The sequence below is a fragment of the Alphaproteobacteria bacterium PA2 genome, from assembly GCA_002256425.1.
Lineage (GTDB): Bacteria > Pseudomonadota > Alphaproteobacteria > Caulobacterales > Caulobacteraceae > Phenylobacterium.
On sequence record NKIZ01000001.1, the window covers coordinates 3,354,177 to 3,373,220 of the forward strand.

At 64.1% G+C, this 19,044-nt stretch carries 14 protein-coding genes; 6 read left to right on the forward strand and 8 right to left on the reverse strand.

Translation table 11 applies throughout. The features are described 5' to 3' along the window. The first annotated feature begins 146 nt into the window (after positions 1-146). Positions 147-2,270 carry a PQQ-dependent dehydrogenase, methanol/ethanol family gene (locus tag CFE28_16100; protein OYU71381.1) on the forward strand — a complete coding sequence of 708 codons (2,124 nt, stop codon included), beginning with the start codon at positions 147-149 and terminating at the stop codon, positions 2,268-2,270. A gap of 49 nt (positions 2,271-2,319) precedes the next feature. Here the strand turns inward: CFE28_16100 and CFE28_16105 are convergent, their stop codons facing one another. The 7 genes from CFE28_16105 to CFE28_16135 form a co-directional block, all read right to left on the reverse strand. Continuing rightward, positions 2,320-3,120: a dehydrogenase gene (locus CFE28_16105; protein ID OYU71382.1), complete on the reverse strand. Its 801-nt coding sequence runs from the start codon at positions 3,118-3,120 to the stop codon at positions 2,320-2,322. A gap of 26 nt (positions 3,121-3,146) precedes the next feature. Further along, a complete protein-coding gene (locus tag CFE28_16110; GenBank protein OYU71383.1) occupies positions 3,147-3,620 on the reverse strand; it encodes a universal stress protein UspA in 474 nt (157 codons plus the stop codon). Between the two features lie 43 nt (positions 3,621-3,663). Further along, positions 3,664-4,680 (reverse strand): tryptophan--tRNA ligase, encoded by a 1,017-nt coding sequence (trpS, locus tag CFE28_16115; protein OYU71384.1) that lies wholly within the window; start codon positions 4,678-4,680, stop codon positions 3,664-3,666. Between the two features lie 126 nt (positions 4,681-4,806). Next, a complete protein-coding gene (mviN, locus tag CFE28_16120; GenBank protein ID OYU71763.1) occupies positions 4,807-6,390 on the reverse strand; it encodes a murein biosynthesis integral membrane protein MurJ in 1,584 nt (527 codons plus the stop codon). Positions 6,391-6,492: 102 nt separating this feature from the next. Further along, positions 6,493-9,324, reverse strand: coding sequence for a [protein-PII] uridylyltransferase (locus tag CFE28_16125; GenBank protein ID OYU71385.1), 2,832 nt, complete (start codon positions 9,322-9,324; stop codon positions 6,493-6,495). 50 nt (positions 9,325-9,374) lie between these two features. Beyond that, positions 9,375-11,096 (reverse strand): gamma-glutamyltransferase, encoded by a 1,722-nt coding sequence (gene ggt / locus CFE28_16130; protein OYU71386.1) that lies wholly within the window; start codon positions 11,094-11,096, stop codon positions 9,375-9,377. A gap of 103 nt (positions 11,097-11,199) precedes the next feature. Then, complete coding sequence (locus CFE28_16135) at positions 11,200-13,791, reverse strand: TonB-dependent receptor (GenBank protein OYU71764.1); 2,592 nt, start codon at positions 13,789-13,791, stop codon at positions 11,200-11,202. 276 nt (positions 13,792-14,067) lie between these two features. Between CFE28_16135 and CFE28_16140 the strand changes: the two genes are divergently transcribed. The 3 genes from CFE28_16140 to CFE28_16150 all read left to right on the forward strand — a co-directional run bounded on the left by CFE28_16140 (position 14,068) and on the right by CFE28_16150 (position 15,934). Next, complete coding sequence (locus CFE28_16140) at positions 14,068-14,259, forward strand: hypothetical protein (protein ID OYU71387.1); 192 nt, start codon at positions 14,068-14,070, stop codon at positions 14,257-14,259. A gap of 56 nt (positions 14,260-14,315) precedes the next feature. Then, positions 14,316-15,152 carry a beta-carotene hydroxylase gene (locus CFE28_16145; GenBank protein OYU71765.1) on the forward strand — a complete coding sequence of 279 codons (837 nt, stop codon included), beginning with the start codon at positions 14,316-14,318 and terminating at the stop codon, positions 15,150-15,152. A 143-nt stretch (positions 15,153-15,295) separates the two neighbouring features. Continuing rightward, positions 15,296-15,934, forward strand: a complete 639-nt coding sequence (locus tag CFE28_16150; protein OYU71766.1) for an NAD(P)H-dependent oxidoreductase — start codon at positions 15,296-15,298, stop codon at positions 15,932-15,934. A gap of 810 nt (positions 15,935-16,744) precedes the next feature. On the opposite strand, the gene CFE28_16155 is transcribed toward CFE28_16150, so the two are convergent. After that, complete coding sequence (locus CFE28_16155) at positions 16,745-17,029, reverse strand: hypothetical protein (protein ID OYU71388.1); 285 nt, start codon at positions 17,027-17,029, stop codon at positions 16,745-16,747. Positions 17,030-17,418: 389 nt separating this feature from the next. Here CFE28_16155 and CFE28_16160 point away from each other — a divergent pair, with 389 nt between their 5' ends. After that, positions 17,419-18,150, forward strand: a complete 732-nt coding sequence (locus tag CFE28_16160) for a chromosome partitioning protein ParA (GenBank protein OYU71767.1) — start codon at positions 17,419-17,421, stop codon at positions 18,148-18,150. 422 nt (positions 18,151-18,572) lie between these two features. Further along, entirely contained in the window at positions 18,573-19,043 is a 471-nt protein-coding gene (locus CFE28_16165; protein ID OYU71389.1) for a hypothetical protein, read from the forward strand. The last annotated feature ends 1 nt before the right edge of the window (position 19,044 follow it).

The following is a 19,044-nucleotide window of genomic DNA, read 5'->3' on the forward strand; positions in this document are numbered from 1 at the left end:
AGTCGTGTCTTAACGCGGCGCTTTTTCCGGAATCGGCAAATGGCGCTGAATCAGACCCTCCTGACGCTGGGTCACGCCTTGCCCTGAGCGGGCGTCTGGGCATATTGGCGGCAAGGTCGCGATGTCGATCGCCCAGGGAGGGGCCCATGAATCTTGGCAAGTTTTCAATCGCGCTGGCGCTGACGCTTATCCTGGCCGCGTGCGGTCAGGGCGGCGGCAAAGGCGCCGGCAATGTGGATGGCGCGCGGATCGCCGCCGCCAGCGGGAATGGCGAGTGGCTGTCGGTCGGCCGGACCTATGACGAGCAGCGCTTCAGTCCCCTGACCAAGATCGACACCACCAATGTCAGCAAGCTGGGCCTGGCCTGGTACCACGAGTTCGACACCGACCGCGGCCAGGAAGCCACGCCGGTGATGATTGACGGCGTGCTCTACACCACCACCGCCTGGTCCAAGGTCTATGCCTTCGACGCCAAGACCGGCGCCCTGAAATGGTCCTTCGATCCCAAGATCGACGGCTCCAAGGCCTTTGACGCCTGCTGCGACGTGGTCAATCGCGGGGTCGCGGTCTGGAAGGGCAAGGTCTATGTGGGCGTACTCGACGGTCGCCTGATCGCCCTGGACGCCGCCACCGGCAAGCAGGCCTGGTCGGTCCAGACCACGGACACCACCAAGCCCTACACCATCACCGGCGCCCCGCGGATCATCAAGGGCAAGGTCCTGATCGGCAATGGCGGCGCTGAATATGGCGTCCGCGGCTATGTCACGGCCTATGACGCCGAAACCGGCAAGAAGGCCTGGCGCTTCTACACGGCCCCCAACCCCGAGGGTAAGCCGGACGGCGAAGCCTCGGACAAGATCCTGGCCGAAAAGGTCAATGGCACCTGGTTCGGCGATGTCTGGAAGAAGACCGGCGGCGGAGCCACCATCTGGGATTCCATGGCCTATGACCCGGACCTGGACATTGTCTATCTGGGGGTCGGCAATGGCACCCCCTGGAACCATCTGAAGCGTTCACAGGGAAAGGGCGACACCCTGTTCGTCTCGTCCATCCTGGCGCTGAAACCCGACACCGGCGAGTACGTCTGGCACTACCAGACCACCCCGGGCGAGAGCTGGGACTATACGGCCACCCAGCACATCATGCTGGCGGACCTGACCATTGACGGCAAGCCGCGCAAGGTGGCCATGCAGGCCCCGAAGAACGGCTTCTTCTATGTTCTCGACCGGGCGACCGGCCAGCTGATCTCGGCCAAGGGCTTTGTGCCCCAGACCTGGACCACCGGCGTCGACATGAAGACCGGCCGCCCCGTGGAAACCCCCGGCGCCCGCTATGCGGACAAGCCCTCCATGCAGCTGCCTGGCCCCCTGGGCGCCCACAACTGGCACCCCATGGCCTTCAACCCGAAGGAGGGTCTGGTCTATATCCCGGCCCAGGCCTCGCCCTTCGCCTACACCAACATCAAGGACTTCAAGTACCGCGCCGGCGCCTGGAATGTCGGCACCGACTTCCTGGCCAACGCCCTGCCGACCGACAAGGCTGTGCTGGCTGGCATGAAATCCATGTTCAAGGGCGAGCTGATCGCCTGGGATCCCGTGGCCCAGAAGGCCCGCTGGACCGTCGAGCACCCCTACTTCTGGAACGCCGGCATCATGTCGACAGCTGGCGGCCTGGTCTTCCAGGGCGCTGGCGAGGGCCAGTTCGTCGCCTATGACGCAGCCAACGGCAAGAAGCTGTGGAACTACGAAACGGTCAACGGCGTCGTCGCGGCCCCCTCTACCTATGAAATCGACGGCGAGCAGTATGTGGCTGTCATGGTGGGTTATGGCGGCGGCGGTCCGGTCTCGGCCTCGGTCTTGCTGGGCAACAAGCCCCGCCTGCCCGGTCGCCTGATGGTCTTCAAGCTGGGCGGAACGACCCAGGCAAAGGCCTATGACGTCGCCGTTGTTCCTGACCTTGATCTGACCCAGATCTCGGCTCCAGGGGACGCCAAGAAGGGCTTCGGGCTCTATCACGAGAACTGCCAGGTCTGTCACGGCCCCAGCGCTTCGGGCGCCTATCTGCCCGACCTGCGCAAGTCTCAGATGCTGACCTCCGCCGAGAACTTCAAATCGGTGGTCCTGGACGGCGCCCGCAAGGCCAATGGCATGGCGAGCTTCGCCAAGTTCCTGAACGTCGCCGAAACCGAAGACCTGCGCGCCTACATCCTCAGCGAGGCCCGCACCGCCCAGGCTGACGCCGCCGCGGCGGCGAAGGTGGCGGCGAAATAGCCCCGAATGACTGAACCGGCGCCTCCGCAAGGGGGCGCCGGGACAGGCTCTATATCTTGCGGAACTTCCCGCTCTGGGAGGCCATCAGGGCCAGGACCCAGTCGTCGGGGATGATCTTGGACAGGGCGGCGATGGCCTTGTTGGGGGCGCCCGGCACGCTGACCGGCCGGTTGGCCTCCGCCGCCTCATAGCCTGCAGCAGCCACCTCATCAGCGCCCATCCACAGCCAGTCCGGGGTGATCTTGTTGATCTGATCGCGGGTGCCGGTCACGTCATGGAATTCAGACCAGGTAAAGCCGGGACACAGGGCGCTCACATGAACCCCGGTGGACTGGGTCTCCAGATGCAGGCTCTGGGAGAACTTGATCAGATAGCTCTTCACCGCGCCATAAAGGGTGTGGCCGTTGGATCCCGGTGCAAAGCCCGCCAGGGAGGCGACATTGATGATCCGGCCGAACCTGCGCTCGATCATGCCCGGCAGGACCTTGTGCGCCAGTTCCGAAGGCGCGGTCAGCAGGATCTGGATGAACCTTGCCTGATCCTCCCATGTTGTCGCCGCATAGGTCCCGGTCAGACCGTATCCGGCATTGTTGACCAGGGCGTCCACATGCCGCCCGTGGGAGGTCAGGTGCTCGAGAATGGCGTCGGGCGCCTTCGGATCAGCAAGGTCCGCCACGACGGTCAGGGCCTCGACGCCGTACCGGAGGGAAATCTCGTCTGCCAGTTTCTCCAGCCGGTCAGCCCGCCGGGCCGTCAGGGCGACATCATAGCCATGGCTGGCATAGGTCCGCGCCAGGGCGGCGCCTATCCCGGCGGAAGCGCCGGTCACCAGGGCGAGTTTACGGTCCATGATGGCCTCTCAGTTTCAGGTCTACCTCAGGCGAGGTCAGCGATTTCCGCGTCTGTCAGATCGCCCGGCACCACAGTCACGGGCACCTTGCGGGCGCCCCACTTGACCCCCTCCTTGGCGATGGAGGTCACCAGGGGGCCTGGTCCACGCCCGCCGACGGCCGCGGCCAGGACCAGGATCTTGATGTCAGGGTCATTGCCGATCACGTCGCGGAGGGCCGCACGGGTATTGTCAGCCCGCACAATGATGAACTCCGGCGCTGAGCCGGTTTCAAAGACAATGAACTCGGCCAGGGCCTGGAGGGACTGTTCCGCCTCCTCCCGGGCCTGACGCTCGATCTCGTCGCGCACGCCGCTCCAGTGCTCGAACACAGCCGGCTCGATCACCTTGAGCAGGGCCACATGCCCGCCGGTCGAACGCGCCCGACGGCAGGCAAAGCGCAGGGCTGCCTGAAACTCGGGGCTCTCGTCGGCGATGACCAGGAACTTGCGTTGGCTCATGGGGCGGACGGTGGCCTGCCCGCTGAGTCATGGCAAGGGGGTCTCATCCGGCCCAGTAACCGACGATGGACTTGACCTCGGCCAGGGTCGGGGCGGCGACCTCACGGGCCCGGGCGGCGCCCGCAGCCAGAATGCGGTCGATCTCGGCGGGGTCGGACATGTAGCGACGCATGGCCTCGCCCACCGGGCCCAGCTTGGCCACAGCCAGATCCGCAAGCCGGGGCTTGAAGGTCCCGAAGCCCACGCCGGCAAACTCGGCCAGGACCTCGGCCGCGGTCCGGCCATCCAGGGCGGCGTAGATTCCCACCAGGTTCTGGGCCTCAGGCCGTTCTTTCAACTCTTCCATGGTCTCGGGAAGCGGCTCGGGATCGGTCCGCGCCTTGCGCACCTTCTGCAGGATGGCGTCGGCGTCATCCATCAGGTTGATCCGCGAATAGTCCGACGGATCGGACTTGGACATTTTCGAGGATCCGTCCCGCAGGCTCATGATCCGCGCGCCGGGGCCCTCGATCACCGCTTCCGGCAGGGGGAAGAAGTCGGCGACATCGAAGTCGTGGTTGAACTTCTGGGCGATGTCCCGGGTCAGTTCCAGATGCTGCTTCTGGTCCTCGCCCACCGGCACGTGGGTCGCCTTGTAGATCAGGATGTCGGCGGCCTGGAGCACAGGATAGGTGTAGAGCCCGACGCTCTCGCGTTCCTTGTGCTTGCCCGCCTTGTCCTTGAACTGGGTCATCCGGTCGAGCCAGCCCAGCCGGGCGACGCAGTTGAACACCCAGGCCAGTTCGGCGTGCTCGGGCACGGCCGACTGCGGGAAGATGGTGGCGACCTTGGGGTCGAGGCCTGCAGCCAGATAGGCGGCGGCGATCTCGCGGACCTGGGCCTTCAGCAGCTTGGGATCCTGCCATTGGGTGATGGCGTGGAGGTCGGCCACGAAGATGAAGGTCTCCATCTCGTGCTGCAGCCGGGTGAACTTCACCAGGGCGCCGAGATAGTTGCCCAGGTGCAGGGCGCCGGTGGGCTGGACGCCCGAAAGGACGCGGGGGTGTCGGGGTGTGGTCATGGGTCAGGCTTTACGAAGAAGGACAGGAAGGCGCATGCGCCGTGAGCGCGGGTTCTACGCGCTGCGCCATCGACGGGCGGCGTGTCCGGTATGAGCCATGGCCGTGGCAATAGTCCCTGGCCGGGTTCACGGCAAGTCCGGCGTATCAAGGACCGGGGCAGCAGGATCCTTCGGCCGGCGGCGGAGGGCGGCGCGGGCCTGGGCGATGGTCAGACCACCCGAGGCGAAGAGCAGGGCCGGATAGAGGGCCATGATGGCGAAGCAGGCCAGCAGGACCGCGATCTCCTTCTGGCCCAGGGGACCCAGATGGAACCCGCCCAGCAGGCCCTGCAGAAGGTCGCGGTTCCAGGACGCCGCACCGGCCAGCAGCCCCAGGGCTATGGTGGCTGCCAGGATACGGAGAAGCCGCGAAACCGCCGCCGCGCCGGGGCTGTAGAGGCCGCGCCTGGCGAGGGTCGCGGACATCATCAGCACATTGACCCAGGCCGCCAGACTGGTGGCCGCTGCAATGCCCGGGACGCCGATCACGGCAAACAGGGAAACCCCGGCGACCACATTCACCGCCACGGAAATCAGCGCATAGCGCATGGGGGTCTTCGTATCCTGGCTGGCGAAGAAGACCCGGGAGAACAGCTGGGCCAGAACAAAGGCCGGCACGCCCCAGGCGTACTGGCGCAGGGCCTCGGCGGTGGAGTGGGCGTCAAAGGTGGTGAAGGCGCCGCGGGTATAGAGGGCGTCAATCAGGAAGAAGGGCATGGCCAGCAGGGCGGCGGCGGCCGGCAGGGTCAGGGCCATGCTGAAGACGATCGCCTCGTCTATGGCGCCCTGGCTGGCGTCTCGGTCGCCCGCGTGGACGGCCCGGGACAGCTGGGGCAGGAGGGCGACGCCGACGGCCACGCCCACCAGGCCCTGGGGCAGCATGTAAAGCCGGTCACAGACGGCCAGCCAGCTTCTGGCGCCGTTCACCTGGCTGACCATCATGCTGGAGACAAAGATGTTCACCTGGGTGGCGCTGGCGGCGATGGAGCCGGGGACCGCCAGCAGGATCAGCTTGCGGATGTCGGGGGTCAGTCTCGGCCAGCGGAAACTGACCTGGGCGCCCGACCTGCGCACCCCCCACCACAGCAGGGCGGCCTGGGAGATCCCGGCGACCACAACGCCGAAGGAAGCATAATATGCGGCCTCCAGGGTGGTCTTCGCCGGCCAGACGGCGATCAGGGTCCAGAGGTTCAGCACGATCGGCGCAGCGGCCGAAAGGATGAAGCGGTTGCGGCCGTTCAGCACCCCCGACAGGTGGGCGTAGATCGCCATGCACGGCAGATAGGGCATCATGATCTGGGTAAGGCGCACGGCCAGGTCATGCTTCTCGCCCTGGAAGCCCGGGGCGATGGCGTAGATCAGCCAGGGCATGGTCAGTTCGGCGACAATGGTCACCGCCAGGGCGCCAGCCGCAAGGACCGCCATGGCGTCCGCCGCCAGAACGTCGGCCACCTCCTCGCCATCCTTGGCCAGGGATTTGGAATAGGCCGGGACAAAGGCCGAGGCAAAGGCGCCCTCTCCGAATATCCGCCGGAACAGGTTGGGGAATGAAAAGGCCATATTGTAGGCGTCGGCCGCAAAGGATGCGCTGGCGCCCAGATAATAGGCCAGGGCCAGGTCGCGGAAGAATCCGAAGAACCGGCTGATCAGGGTGAAGGCTGAATAGACCATGGACGAGCGGATCAGACCGCTGGACTTGGTCGGGGGTTTGGGGGCGGCGGCGGTCACGGGCGCTCTCTGCGCGGCATGGGTGCGCCGGTCAAGTCTCGCCGCCTACCTTGCGACACTGGCGCGGGCCTTCTGCAGGTTGGCCCTGGGTTTGACGATGGGCTGGTCTCGGTCGTCCTCGAGGGCGGCGATGAGGTCGGCCTTGAGGGCGGTCATGGCCTTGGGCTCAACGACCTTTTTGCCCTCGCTGTCCACCACATAGAAGGCGTCCACGGCCCGCTCGCCATAGCCGTCAATGTGGGCCGACAGGATCAGCAGGCCGGCGTCGGAAATCGGCTTGGCCAGGGCGGCCAGCAGACCCGGCCGGTCCCGGCCCGAGGCTTCGATGACGGTGGAAACTTCCGAGGCGTCATTGTCGAGCATGACTGTAGGCGTGATGGCGAAGGCGGCCGTCCGGCCCAGATCGCCAAGCTTCTTGGTTTCCGCCTTGACCGGTTCGCCCCGGCCAGAGCCGACCAGCATTTCAGCCAGGCGCTGAAGGGCCCTGGGATTGTCGTGGCCGAAGGGCTTGCCTGCTGCGTCCTGCACGAAGAAGACGTCCAGGGCCTGACCCTGGCGGGAGGTGAAGACCCGGGCGCCCACCACATTTGCCCCGGCATTGGTCAGGGACTGAGCCAGGTCGACAAAGAGCCTGGGCCGGTCGGCCGCCGCCACCACCACTTCGGCGGCGTTTAGGTCGGGACGGACCCGGGCTTCGGCCGCTGCGCCAGCGGTTTCAGCGGTCCGGGCCAGTCGGGCGTGAGCCTGGACCTCGGGATCGCCGAAGGAGGTGAAATAGGCGTCCTCCATGGATTGGGCCCAGGCGGTGGCGGCCGGATCCACGTCCACCAGGCGCACCCGGGCGTCATAGGCGGCGTTCTCGTGATAACGGCGGACCGCGGCGGCCTGATCGGACCCGCGCCCACCCCGGAACAGGGCCTCGGTGGCGGCGTAGAGTTCCCGCAGCAACTGACCCTTCCAGCCGTTCCAGACTCCCGGCCCGACGGCGCGGATATCGGCCACGGTCAGGACCAGCAGCAGGCGCAGCCGCTCGGGGGTCTCCACCACCCGGGCGAAGTCCACTACCGTGCGGGGATCGGAGACGTCGCGCTTCTGGGCCGTGTCGCTCATCAGCAGGTGATGTTCCACCAGCCAGGCCACCAGCTCGATCCTCTGACGGTCCTGACCCAGACGCTCGCAGGCCTGGCGGGCCGCCCGGGCGCCGGCCTTTTCCTGGCCGCCGGCTCCGCCCTTGCCGGTGTCATGCAAGAGCATGGCCAGGAACAGGGCCTCACGGTCAGCGATCAGGGGCATGATGGCGGTCGAGAGGGGATGATCCTCGGCGAACCGCCCGGCGGCGATCTGGGCAATGAAGCCCACCGCCCGCAGGGTGTGCTCGTCCACCGTATAGGAGTGGTACATGTTGAACTGCATCTGGGCGACGATGCGGCCCCATTCCGGAACGAACCGGCCCAGGACATCGGCCTCGTTCATCATGGAGAGGATGCGCTGGGGATCCCGGCCATGGGCGAGGATGTCCAGGAAGACCTTGGCCGCCTCCGGATCGCGACGGACCTTGGGTCCGATCAGCTCATGCAGGCGCGAGGCATAGGTAAAGGCGTCGGGATGGAGGTCCAGGTCCCTTCGGTCCGCAAGACGGAACAGGCGCAGCAGATTGACCGGATCGGACTCGAAAACTTCGGGGCCGTCGACATTCAGTCGACCGCCATCCTCGTGAAAGCCGGGATCCAGCGCCGTTCGCCGCCCCTTGCCCCGTCCGGGAAGCAGACGTGACAGGCCCTTGGGCTCCTGCTTGACCCGCTCGGATTCCAGCTTGGCGGCGAAGACCCGGGTCAGGGCGCCGACCTCCTTGGCGATCAGGAAATAGCGCCGCATGCAGCGCTCCACCGCCGGCGCGTCGCCCCGGTCGCCATAGCCCATTCGCCGGGCGATCTCCGGCTGGATGTCGAAGGTCAGGCGCTCTTCAGGCCGGCCCGTGGCGAAATGCAGGTGACAGCGAATGGCCCAGAGGAAATCAAAGGCGCGGACAAAGGCCGAGACCTCACGGCGCTCGAACATGTCCAGCTGGATGACGCCATTCAACCGGTCGACCTGGGCCACCGGGTGCAGGTACTGGGCGATCCAGAACAGGGTGTTCAGGTCCCGCAGGCCGCCCTTGCCCTCTTTGACATTGGGCTCGACCATATAGCGGCTGGCCCCGGCCCGCTCCTGGCGCTCGTCCCGCTCCTTCAGCTTGGCGGCGACGAACTGGGCCGCCGTGCCCTTGACCACTTCGGCGCGGAACCGCTTGGTCAGATCATCGGCCAGGGCCTCGTCGCCGGTCAGGCGCCTGGCCTCGAGGATCGAGGTGCGGATGGTATAGTCTTCCTTGGACAGGCGGATGCACTCTTCCACGGTCCGGGAGGCGTGACCCACCTTGAAGCCCAGATCCCACAGGGCATAGAGCATGTACTCGATGACGCTCTCGGCGTGGGGGGTCTGCTTGTAGGGGCGCAGGAACAGCAGATCGAGGTCTGAAAAGGGCGCCAGTGTGCCCCGGCCATATCCACCCACAGCGATGAGGGCCAGGCGCTCGCCCTCTGTGGGATTGCGGGCCCGGAAGACGTGGACTGTCGTGAAGTCATACAGGGCGGTGACCACCTCGTCGGTGACCCCCGACAGCAGGCGGGCGGTCTCGATGCCGCCGGCGCCGTTTTCCAGGCGCTCCTTGGCGATCATCCGGCCGCGGAACAGGGCCTGTTTCAGGATATCCAGCGCCCGCTTGCGCTGCTCGACCTCATCGCCCCCGGCGTCCAGGGCTGCAGCGGACAGCTGGGCGCGCAGGCGCACGCCATCGACCACGTATTCCAGTCGAGTCGGTCGCAGGCGCGGGGGCATGGAGATGTTATAGGCGATCTGACGCCAGTGGCTACAGGGGTCAGGTGGCCTCAGTAGCCGGCGACATCTCCAACGGGCAGGCGGGGATCGATCGCCCCATAGAGCCGGTCGTCCCCCAGGGGCGGCGACCCGATCGCCGGACCGCCCACGTAAATCGCGGCGATCTGGTTCCAGTAGTCCATGGGCTCAAGCTTGTGACCAAAGGAGGCAAGAACGGACATGGTGTCAGCGCTGAGGGAGCCTGGCTCGTAATAGATCACGTCCGGCAGCCATTGGGCATGGATGCGCGGGGCGTTGACCGCCTCGGTCACCGTCATCCCGTGGTCGATCATGTTGATCATGACCTGCAGGACGCCGGTCGGAATGTGGCTGCCGCCGGGGGTGCCCAGGACCATGGCCAGCTTGCCGTCCTTTGTGACAATGGTCGGGCTCATGGAGGACAGGGGGCGCTTGCCGGGCGCAATGGCGTTGTTCACCCCTTCGACCAGGCCGTACATGTTGGGTTCGCCGGGCTTCGACGAGAAATCATCCATTTCGTCATTGAGCAGGATGCCGGTCCCTGGCGCCGTCACCCGGGCGCCGAACCAGTCGTTGAGGGTATAGGTCAGGGAGACCGCATTGCCCTGTTCGTCGACGATGGAGAAGTGGGTCGTGCTGCTGCCCTCACGCCCGACGCCGGGGACGCCCAGAGAGACGGACGGTGTCGCCTTGTTGGCGGAAATACCCTGGCGCAGCTGGGCGGCGTAGTCCGGCGACAGGAAGCGGGCGACATCGACCTTCACGAAGTCCGGATCGCCGAGATTGACGTTGCGGTCATGGTAGGCCCGCCTCAGGGCCTCGGTCATGTAGTGGACGCTCTGGGCTGAATGGAAGCCCAGGTCCTTCAGGGGATAGGCCGAAAGTATGTTCAGGACTTCGCAGATCACCACCCCGCCCGAGCTGGGCAGGGGGGCGGAAATCACCCGATAGCCGCGATAGTCACATTCGATCGGCGTACGTTCGACGGGGCGGTAGTCGGTGAAATCGGCATCGGCCAGAATGCCGCCATGGGCCTTGCTGGCGGCGACCATGCTGGCCGCCGGCGCCCCGCGATAGAAGGCGTCGGCGCCCTTGTCGGATATGGCCTTCAGGGTCTTGCCCAGGTCGGCCTGGACAAACAGGTCGCCCTTGCGCCAGGGGCCGCCGGCCTTGAGGAAGATAGCCGCGCTGGGGGCGTCCTTGGCAAAATCGGCAGCGCCTTCATTGAGCATTGTGGCGTCGCCCTGATCCAGGGGGAAACCTTTCGAGGCGAGCTTGATCGAGCTGGCCATCAGCTCGGCCCGCGGACGGGTTCCGTATTTCTGCCGGGCAAGCTCCAGCCCGGCCACGGTTCCGGGGATCGCCACGGCCCGATAGCCTCTGGCCGACAGGCCCGGAATGACCTTGCCCTCTGCGTCCAGATACATGGTGGCGGTCGCGGCCTTGGGGGCGACCTCGCGGAAGTCGATGAAGGTCTGACGGCCGTCGTGCATGCGCACCATCATGAAGCCGCCGCCGCCGATATTGCCGGCCTCGGGAAAGGTCACAGCCAGGGCGTAGGCCACGGCGACCGCAGCGTCGACTGCATTGCCGCCCTTGCGCAGAACCTCAACGCCGGCCTGGCTTGCCCGCCGATGGGCGGAAACGACCATGCCATGCTCGGCGCCGACCGGTAGGGGCTCCGCCGCCTGGACCTGGCCGCTGAACAGGGACAGGCCGATCAGGGCGATGAGCGAGAGCCGGGCGATGCGCATACTTCACTTCCTTGCAGACAGGCCTGGGACGAAACCCAAAAAAAGTGGGCTGGGCAAGCCTAAGCCTGCCCAGCCCAACAATCTTCCAGTGGTTTCTGGAGGTTTAGTAGACAACCTTCATGCGGGCATACCAGAAGGCGCCGTTGAAGCCGAAGGGTCCGCCGTTACGGGGATAGACCTGCCCGTCACCCGTGCTGTTGGTCAGGGTGAAGATCGGGTTGCTCGCCGAGGCGGCGATCTTGTCCGGGAAGGTGTTGAACAGGTTATTTGCACCGACCGTGAAGGTGTACTTCTCGGCGAAGGTGTAGCTGGCGTCGAGGTCCACAGTGAACTTCGCACCGAACTCCTGACCGGGATAGTCGGACTGGGCGCGCCAGCTGCTGTAATAGTGACCCGCCGCATTGATGGCGAGGGCGTCACGCTTCCAGTTGGCCGCCAGGTTCAGACGATGGTGAGGCGCAAGGTTCTCAGCGTCCACGATCTGATTGGCGCCAATAGCCGCCGCATCAAACTTGGTGACCTTGTTTTCGTTGAAGTTGTAGGCCGCAGTCAGGTTCAGTCGGCCATCAGCCAGTTCGGTCCGATAGCTGCCGACAATGTCGACGCCCTTGGTGGTGGTGTCGAGGGAGTTGGTGAAGTACTGGACTTCGCCATCAATGCCCACGGAGGCCAGTTCCGGCCGCGCAGTGATATCAGCTGCCCTGACCTTGAAGGTCCGGGAGATGAAGATCCGGTCGGTGACCTTGATGTTGTAGGCGTCAACGGTCAGCGTCAGGGCGCCGGTGGGCTGATAGACAAAGCCGATACCGAAGTTCCGGGATTCCTCAGGCTTGAGGGCCTTGGAGCCGAAATACTTGGCCACCGAGCTGGTCACCGGGAAGGTGCCGGTCTGGACCGAGTTACCCGCCACGAAGTTGGTGGTCAGGACCTGGGTATTGCTCTGGCCCGGGGTCGGCGCGTGGAAACCGCTGCCAACCGTCGCGCGCAGGGCGAACTGGTCGTTCACATGATAGATGCCGTTCAGCTTGCCGACCCAGGCGCTGCCGAAGGTGTCGTAGTGCTCGTAACGGCCGGCGGCGCCGACCGAGAAGGCGTCGGTCAGATCGGTTTCAGCACCGGCATAGAAGCCATAGCTGGCCTGCTCATTCTTGCCGGCATAGGTCGGGCTGGTGCCGCCATAGCCGCTGGCCGCCGGGCTTTCCGCAGAGGTGAAGGTTCCGGTAGCGCTGTAGACACCCGGAGCGGTCTGAACATAGAGGGGGTGCGGAACGGCATAGGGGCCGGCGCCGTAGGACTGGGGATCACCCTCGGTCGCGGTATAGGTTTCCCGGCGATACTCGGCGCCGCCGGACAGGGTGACCGGGCTCGCAAAGCCGGCGTCCATGTCATAGGTCAGGTCGAGGCTGCCGTTCATTTCCTTCTGGATCAGCTTGCCGAACTGGAAGCTGGTCTGCGAGGCCTTGCCGTAGGACGGGCTGGTGGAATTGTACATCGACAGGTCGAGGGAGTTACGGCTGATCGACCCGGACAGGTCATAGCCGATGCCGCCGGCCGTCTTGCCCTTGAGGCCCAAGGTTCCGAAGGCCTGGTCGGTCTTGCCGACAAACCGCGGGGTGAAGCCTGCGGGATAGATCGAGCTCAGCATGAAGACATTGCTGTCCTGGACGTAGCCGCCAGCCGGGCAGGTCGCATTGCCGGTCGGGCAGGTGGTCAGATAGTAGGGCTGCTGGAAGAAGGACCGCCCGCCAATGCTGATGGTCTGTCCGTCCGTGGTCTTGAAGGGCCGCGACCCCACCACCGATGAGCGGAAGTTGAAGCTCTGGTCCGCGTCGCTGTGGGCGAGGTTGGCGAAGGCGTAGACCTTGGCGGAATCGGAGATTTCAAAGCCCGAATTGACGATGAACTTGTAGCCCTCGCTGGGCGAAGTACCCCAGATCTGAACTGGCAGGGGATAGTGCGGCAGCTTGCTGGCCAGGGTCGGATTCTCCGCGGCGAAGGCTGCGGCGATCGGCCGGGTCTCGCCACGGCTGGTCTGGGCGTCGTTGTTGTATTCACCGGAGACGCGGATGAAGCCGGTCTCACCGAGTCTCAGGCCACCGCTGGCGGCGATCTGGTAGCTCTCGCCGTCGCTGTTGGTCTGATACTGGCCGTAACGGGCCTGCATTTCGAAGCCCATGTCATCGCGAAGGCCATAGTTCAGGACGCCGGCGATGGCGTCCGAGCCGTACTGCGCCGTCGCGCCGTCGCGAAGGACTTCCAGGCTCTTGATGGCGATGGAGGGGATGGCGGAAATATCGGCGCCCTGGGAGCCGAAGGACAGGCCGGTGTCGCCACCGTTATAGACCTGGACCAGAGCCGAACGGTTGTAACGCTTGCCGTTGAGCATCACCAGGACCTGGTCGGCCGGAAGGCCGCGGAGGGACGGCGCGCGGACGAAGGTCGAAGCGTCGGAAATGGTGTTCTGGCCGACGAAGAACGACGGAATGATGTTGTTCAGGGTGTCCAGCATGTTGCCGGACGGTTGGGCGGCCAGTTCGCTGGCGCTGACCACATCGATCGGAGAGGCGGAGTCGGCGACCGTGCGGTCGGTACGACGGGTGCCGATGACGATGACTTCATCGACGGCATCGGCCTTGGCCGCGCCGGCAGGCGCCGCAGCGGCCGTTTGAGCGAAGGCAGGGCCCGTCGCGGTCATCGCCAATCCGGCCACGCTGCCCAGCAGCAAGGCCTTGATAAGCGATGTGTTTTTCGGATTTTTCATTCAATTTCCCCAGAGGTTTGGCTTATCTTCGCCATATTACAGCTTGGAATAGTGTGCAGTCAGCGGACAATTGTCAAAGCAGGTTGCACAAGTTTCGGGCTGCTGTGCTTTTCATAAGACAGGTCCGGGTGGCGCAAGACACGCCTTGCAGAAAAATGACGTGCGTGTCAGGTTTGCAGTTCAGAACTGTTCGCAGGACCACGCCATCCCATGATCCGAGCCATTCTGGGGCCACTCTTCAAATTCATGCCCCTCCTGTTCGGGATCGGCTTCCTGGCCCCCCTCATCAAGGAAATCATTGTCCTGACCAACCTCAGTCCGGGTGCGCCACCCCTGGTGGTCGGCCTGGTCATCGGCGGGGCCTGGGGCGCCTTCGCCACCTGGAAAGGTCGCTGGATATGAAGGCTTCAGCGGTCGCTGCGCCCGAGAACCTGTCGGCCCTGTCCAGCCAGGAACTCATGCGCCTGGAGAAGAAGATCGCCGATCAGTACATGGGCGGCCTGCCCTGGGGCTCCATCAGCTGGGGCCTGGGCAATCTGGTGGTCTGGCTGTCCCTCTGGCCCCTGACCCTGTCGGGCATTTTGCCCCTGTGTCTCGCCTTCCCCATCGCCACACTGAACGTGATGCTGAGCTATCTGCCGTCCCACGAAGCCCAGCACCGGATCATCGCCCAGGAGGGCGACAAGCTGTTCTGGCTGAACGAACTGGTGGGGCACCTGTCCACCATCCCCCTGGTCCTGCCCTATGATGTCGCGCGCCTGACCCACCTTGAGCACCACAAGCACGCCAACCATCCGGAGCTGGATCCCGACATCAGCACCAAGGCCAAGGGGCCCTGGGATTCCATACTGAACAGCATCCGCAACCGGCAGCCTGGCTCCAAAGGCAACGCAAAATATGGGGAGACCCTGCAGCGACTGGGAACCCCAGAGGCCCAGAAGGCTGGCCTGATCGCCCTGGTCTTCCAGCTGTCCTATCTGGGCATTCTCTTCACCATGGCCTGGACCGGTCACGCCCTGGTCGCAGCCCTGATCTGGTGGCTGCCCCGGCACATCGCCCAGACCTATATCCAGTTCTATCTCAGCTGGGCCCCACACCATCCGGGAACCGAGTCCGGCCGCTATCGCGACACCCGCGCCTTCCGCAGCGCCGTGGGCAATATCGGATCCATGGGCATGCAGTTCCACATCATCCACCACCTCTATCCCCGCATTCCCCTGATGCGGACCCCGGCGGCCTATTGGGCGCTGAAGCCGGTGCTCGAAGCGCGGGGATGCCGGATCGACGGGCTGTAGCAAGTCGACGGGCGACCTGCAGAATTTCTGCGGGAGCAAACTCCGATCTTCGGGCGTTTAGCCCTATCAAACCCCGCGCACATTCCTAGATGTGCCTGCCGACGACCATTCCGGTCCGCCAACCCTTTGGAAAAACCTCCCCCATGACCCAAACCGTGATCGACCTGCTGAACTGGCGCTACGCCACCAAGAAGATGGACCCCGCCAAGGCCGTTCCGGCCGACAAGGTCGAACGGATCGTTGAGGCCGCCCGGCTGGCGCCGACCTCCAGCGGCCTGCAGCCCTATGAAATCGTTGTTGTGAAGGACCCTGCTGTCCGGGCCCGCATCCAGCCCGTCGCCTGGAACCAGGCCCAGATCACCGAGGGCTCGCACCTGCTGGTCTTCGCCGCCTGGGACAACTACACGGCCGACCGCATCAACCACATGTTTGATCTGACCAATCAGATCCGTGGCTTCGAGAACGAGGGCTGGGAAAACTATCGCAAGATGCTGCTGGCCACCTATCCCCAGCGCGAAGCTGAACTGAACTATCAGCACGCCGCCCGCCAGGCCTATATCGGCGTCGGCGCCGCTCTGATCGCTGCAGCCTTCGAAGAGGTGGACGCCACGCCCATGGAGGGATTCGACCCCGTCGCCCTGGACGAGATCCTCGGCCTGAAGGACCGCGGCCTGCGCAGTGTGGTGATCATTCCCCTGGGCTATCGCCAGGAAGAGGGCGACTGGCTGGTCAACCTGGAAAAGGTCCGCCGCCCGACCGACCAGTTCGTCACTGAGGTCTAGGAGCGGGCTGGCTTCACCCGCGGCGTGTCCGCGCACAAGCCATTACGGATGGGGTGGTCTGGACTTTCCGGATCATCCCACACCGCCCAAAGGGCGTCAGACGACACCACGTCAAATTTCTGATTTTCCTGGATAAAATGGCGCGCCCGGAACGATTCGAACGTCCGACCCTCAGATTCGTAGACTGGCCTTATATGTTGAAATAATTGGCCTTTTTTGCAAACCTAAGGTCTTTTCCCGGATTGAATTCAAACGGGAATTCTTCGACTTTGCAAACCCAAAAGAACCTCGACAGCGGCCTCATGCTGACCTCTCAGGATGCATTGAAGTCCTAGGTTTTGAGCCTACCACGCAGGTGTGGGGCTGCAGATGACTGGCTCTGCAGAAATCACGATCCACCGCGGTCGGCGGACGAAGAACTTCACGGTCGTCGATAACGCCATAATTGAGCATCGAGTGCTGAGCGTTCGCGCTCGACTTGCCCTGATACATCTCCTTTCTAAGCGAGACGATTGGGTCCTCCAGATTGGTGACCTTAGAAGGGTTCTTGGGACGGCTGGGCGGGACCTGGGCCGGGACACGGCATACGCCGTAGTCTGCGAACTCGTGGCGGTTGGTTACATCGAAAAGGAGCAACTCCTCGGTCCTGATGGCCGCTTCCTAGGCGTGCGTTACACCGTCTGGGATGAACCTGTTCAGATGAAGCTACCTCCTGACTCAGGAGGCACCGTCGGCAACGATTTAGCCCTTGCTGAAACAGAACCACGGACTTCCGAGCCGCCTCCTGAAAATCAGGAAACGGTCGAAACCTTACGTGAAAATAGCGTGAAACTGAGAGGCGAGCTGCCGCTTCCTGATATTCAGGAAACGCCGTTTCCTGGTTTTCCGGATCCGGTAAATCAGGACCTTACCAAAGAAGAATCTATACCAAGAACTAATTCCCCCCTTCCTTTCCCCCATCGAATTCGCGGCGGCGACGTGCCCAAGGTGGAGGGAAGGTTTGAAGCTTTTTGGCGCGAGTGGCCGGAAGATGAACGGCCCAAGTTTTACGCCGCCGGTGAAAAGCATTTTCTTAAGCTCAAGGTCAGCGACCAAGAGTTAGCTGCCCGTCTGGCACCTGCTTATCGAACATATTGCCACCGCAGATCTCAGCCGGTCCTGATGATCCCATATCTTCAGGATCGGACGTTCCTGGATTTGGCGGAGGGGCCTCCGATCGATCCGGATGGACACTTTCGGATAGAGCCAGGTCGAGACGAGTGGGGCGCTTGGCTTCGCCACTACTCCGAGAGGTTTGGCCCCCGGCGGGTACAGTCCATCGAACAACTTGGCTTCACGTTGACGCCGACGCGATGGCCGCCAGTCCCAACACACACCCCTCACCTACCAGCCTGAATTCAGGTCGCCCTGTCCACGCGAGGAAGGGTGGCCATGAGGGCGTGCCGGAATGAGGCCCTTCGATATCCAAGACCTAGGAGATGAAAATGAAGACCCTGGCAGTGATCGCCCAAAAAGGCGGAGCCGGAAAAACGACAGTGGCCCTAAATCTGGCCGTGGAAGCCAGTCGAAGGGGCGCAAGCGTCATTGTCCTGGATCTGGATCCTCAGGCCTCTGCGGCGGCCTGGAGCGACTGGAGAGGCAAAGACGACGTGCCTGTCGTGGCGGTTCCCTCGACGCGGCTTTCCCACGTCTTGAAGGAAGCTGAGGAAGCAGACGTTGGCTTGGTTGTCATAGACACACCACCGGCCGCCGACGGGGCTGCGGTCGCCGCCGCCCGAGCTGCAGATCTCATCCTAATTCCGGCGCGAGCAAGCGCCTTCGATCTGGATGCCATTCGCACAACGATCGAATTGATGAGGGTTGCTCAGAAGCCGGCCTTCGCCCTGCTGAACGCCCTTCCCCCTCGCGCCAGTAAACTCAAGCAGGAAGCCGCCGCCCTGATCGAGGAGGCCGGGCTGCCTCTTGTTTCGGTCGAAGTCACTGAGCGGTCGGCCTTCCGCCATGCGGCGCTCCTAGGGCTTGGGGCCATGGAGTTTGAGCCGGAGGGCAAGGCCGCTGCAGAAATTGAGCGTCTCTACGACTGGCTGGCTGATCGCCTGGGCAATGGGTCTAAGCCAAACCTAACCCTGTCGGGCGATTGCGGCGGCGCTGCAGCGAAGCGGGTCAAGGGGCTATGCGACCATTCCTTGGACGTCCAGGCGGAGCTTCCGCTGTGACCCCTCGCCCAGACCTCAAGGCCCGTCTCGCTAGATCAGCCGGCATTGCGACCAAGCCCGTCTCCGAGGAGCAGCCAGCACCCAAAGTCTCCTACCAAGGCTCCACGCCCGCCCGGGAGGGGAAGGTGATGATCGCAGGGTACTTTTCGGCCGAGCTTGCCAGGGCCGTCAAAATCGCCGCCGCCGAGGAAGGTGTAACGGTCCAATATCTGATCGGCGAAGGCCTGGACCTCGTCCTGCGCTCAAGAGGCAAACATGCCTTCGATGAACGCTGACGCCACCTGGCGGAGACCAACCGCTGGAACCCTGAAGAGCCCTGACTTCGTGTCTACACCATTAAATAGAGCAGACACCACGCATGCCTGCGGCTTGGCCCTTTCATTGTTTTTATTGAATTATCCAACGTTGTAGGATGGCTGCCAATGGACACTCTGCCTGAAATCGCGCCTGCATTTGTAAACACGCCACCAGACCAACGTTTGGATGCCGATCTTGCTCCGGCGCCTGAGCGCCTGCCCGTAAGCTCCTTCCGGCTGAACGCCGTCGCACGAGATCAACTGGCAAGGCTCGCAGACCAGGCCGGCCTGTCCGCCACGAAGATGGTCGAGGCCTTGATCGCCAGGGCTGTCGACGATCCTGAGGGTTACTATTCTCGACTGGGCGCGCACTACGCCATGATCAGCGCCAGCGCGGGCCTTGCCCTTGCCTCTGTGACCAATCCTGCTATCGCGGCAGCCCTTAGTCGATGCCTTCCAGCTCAGGCCGCCTTGGCTCTAGGGCCCCTCCCCCCTCGCCCCGCCGACCTTCCCGACGCGCCTGACAGCGGCCCAGTCGCGGACCTCCTTAAGGCGCTTGAAGGGCTAACAGCAGCTGCTCGGTTAGGGCACCAGTAAG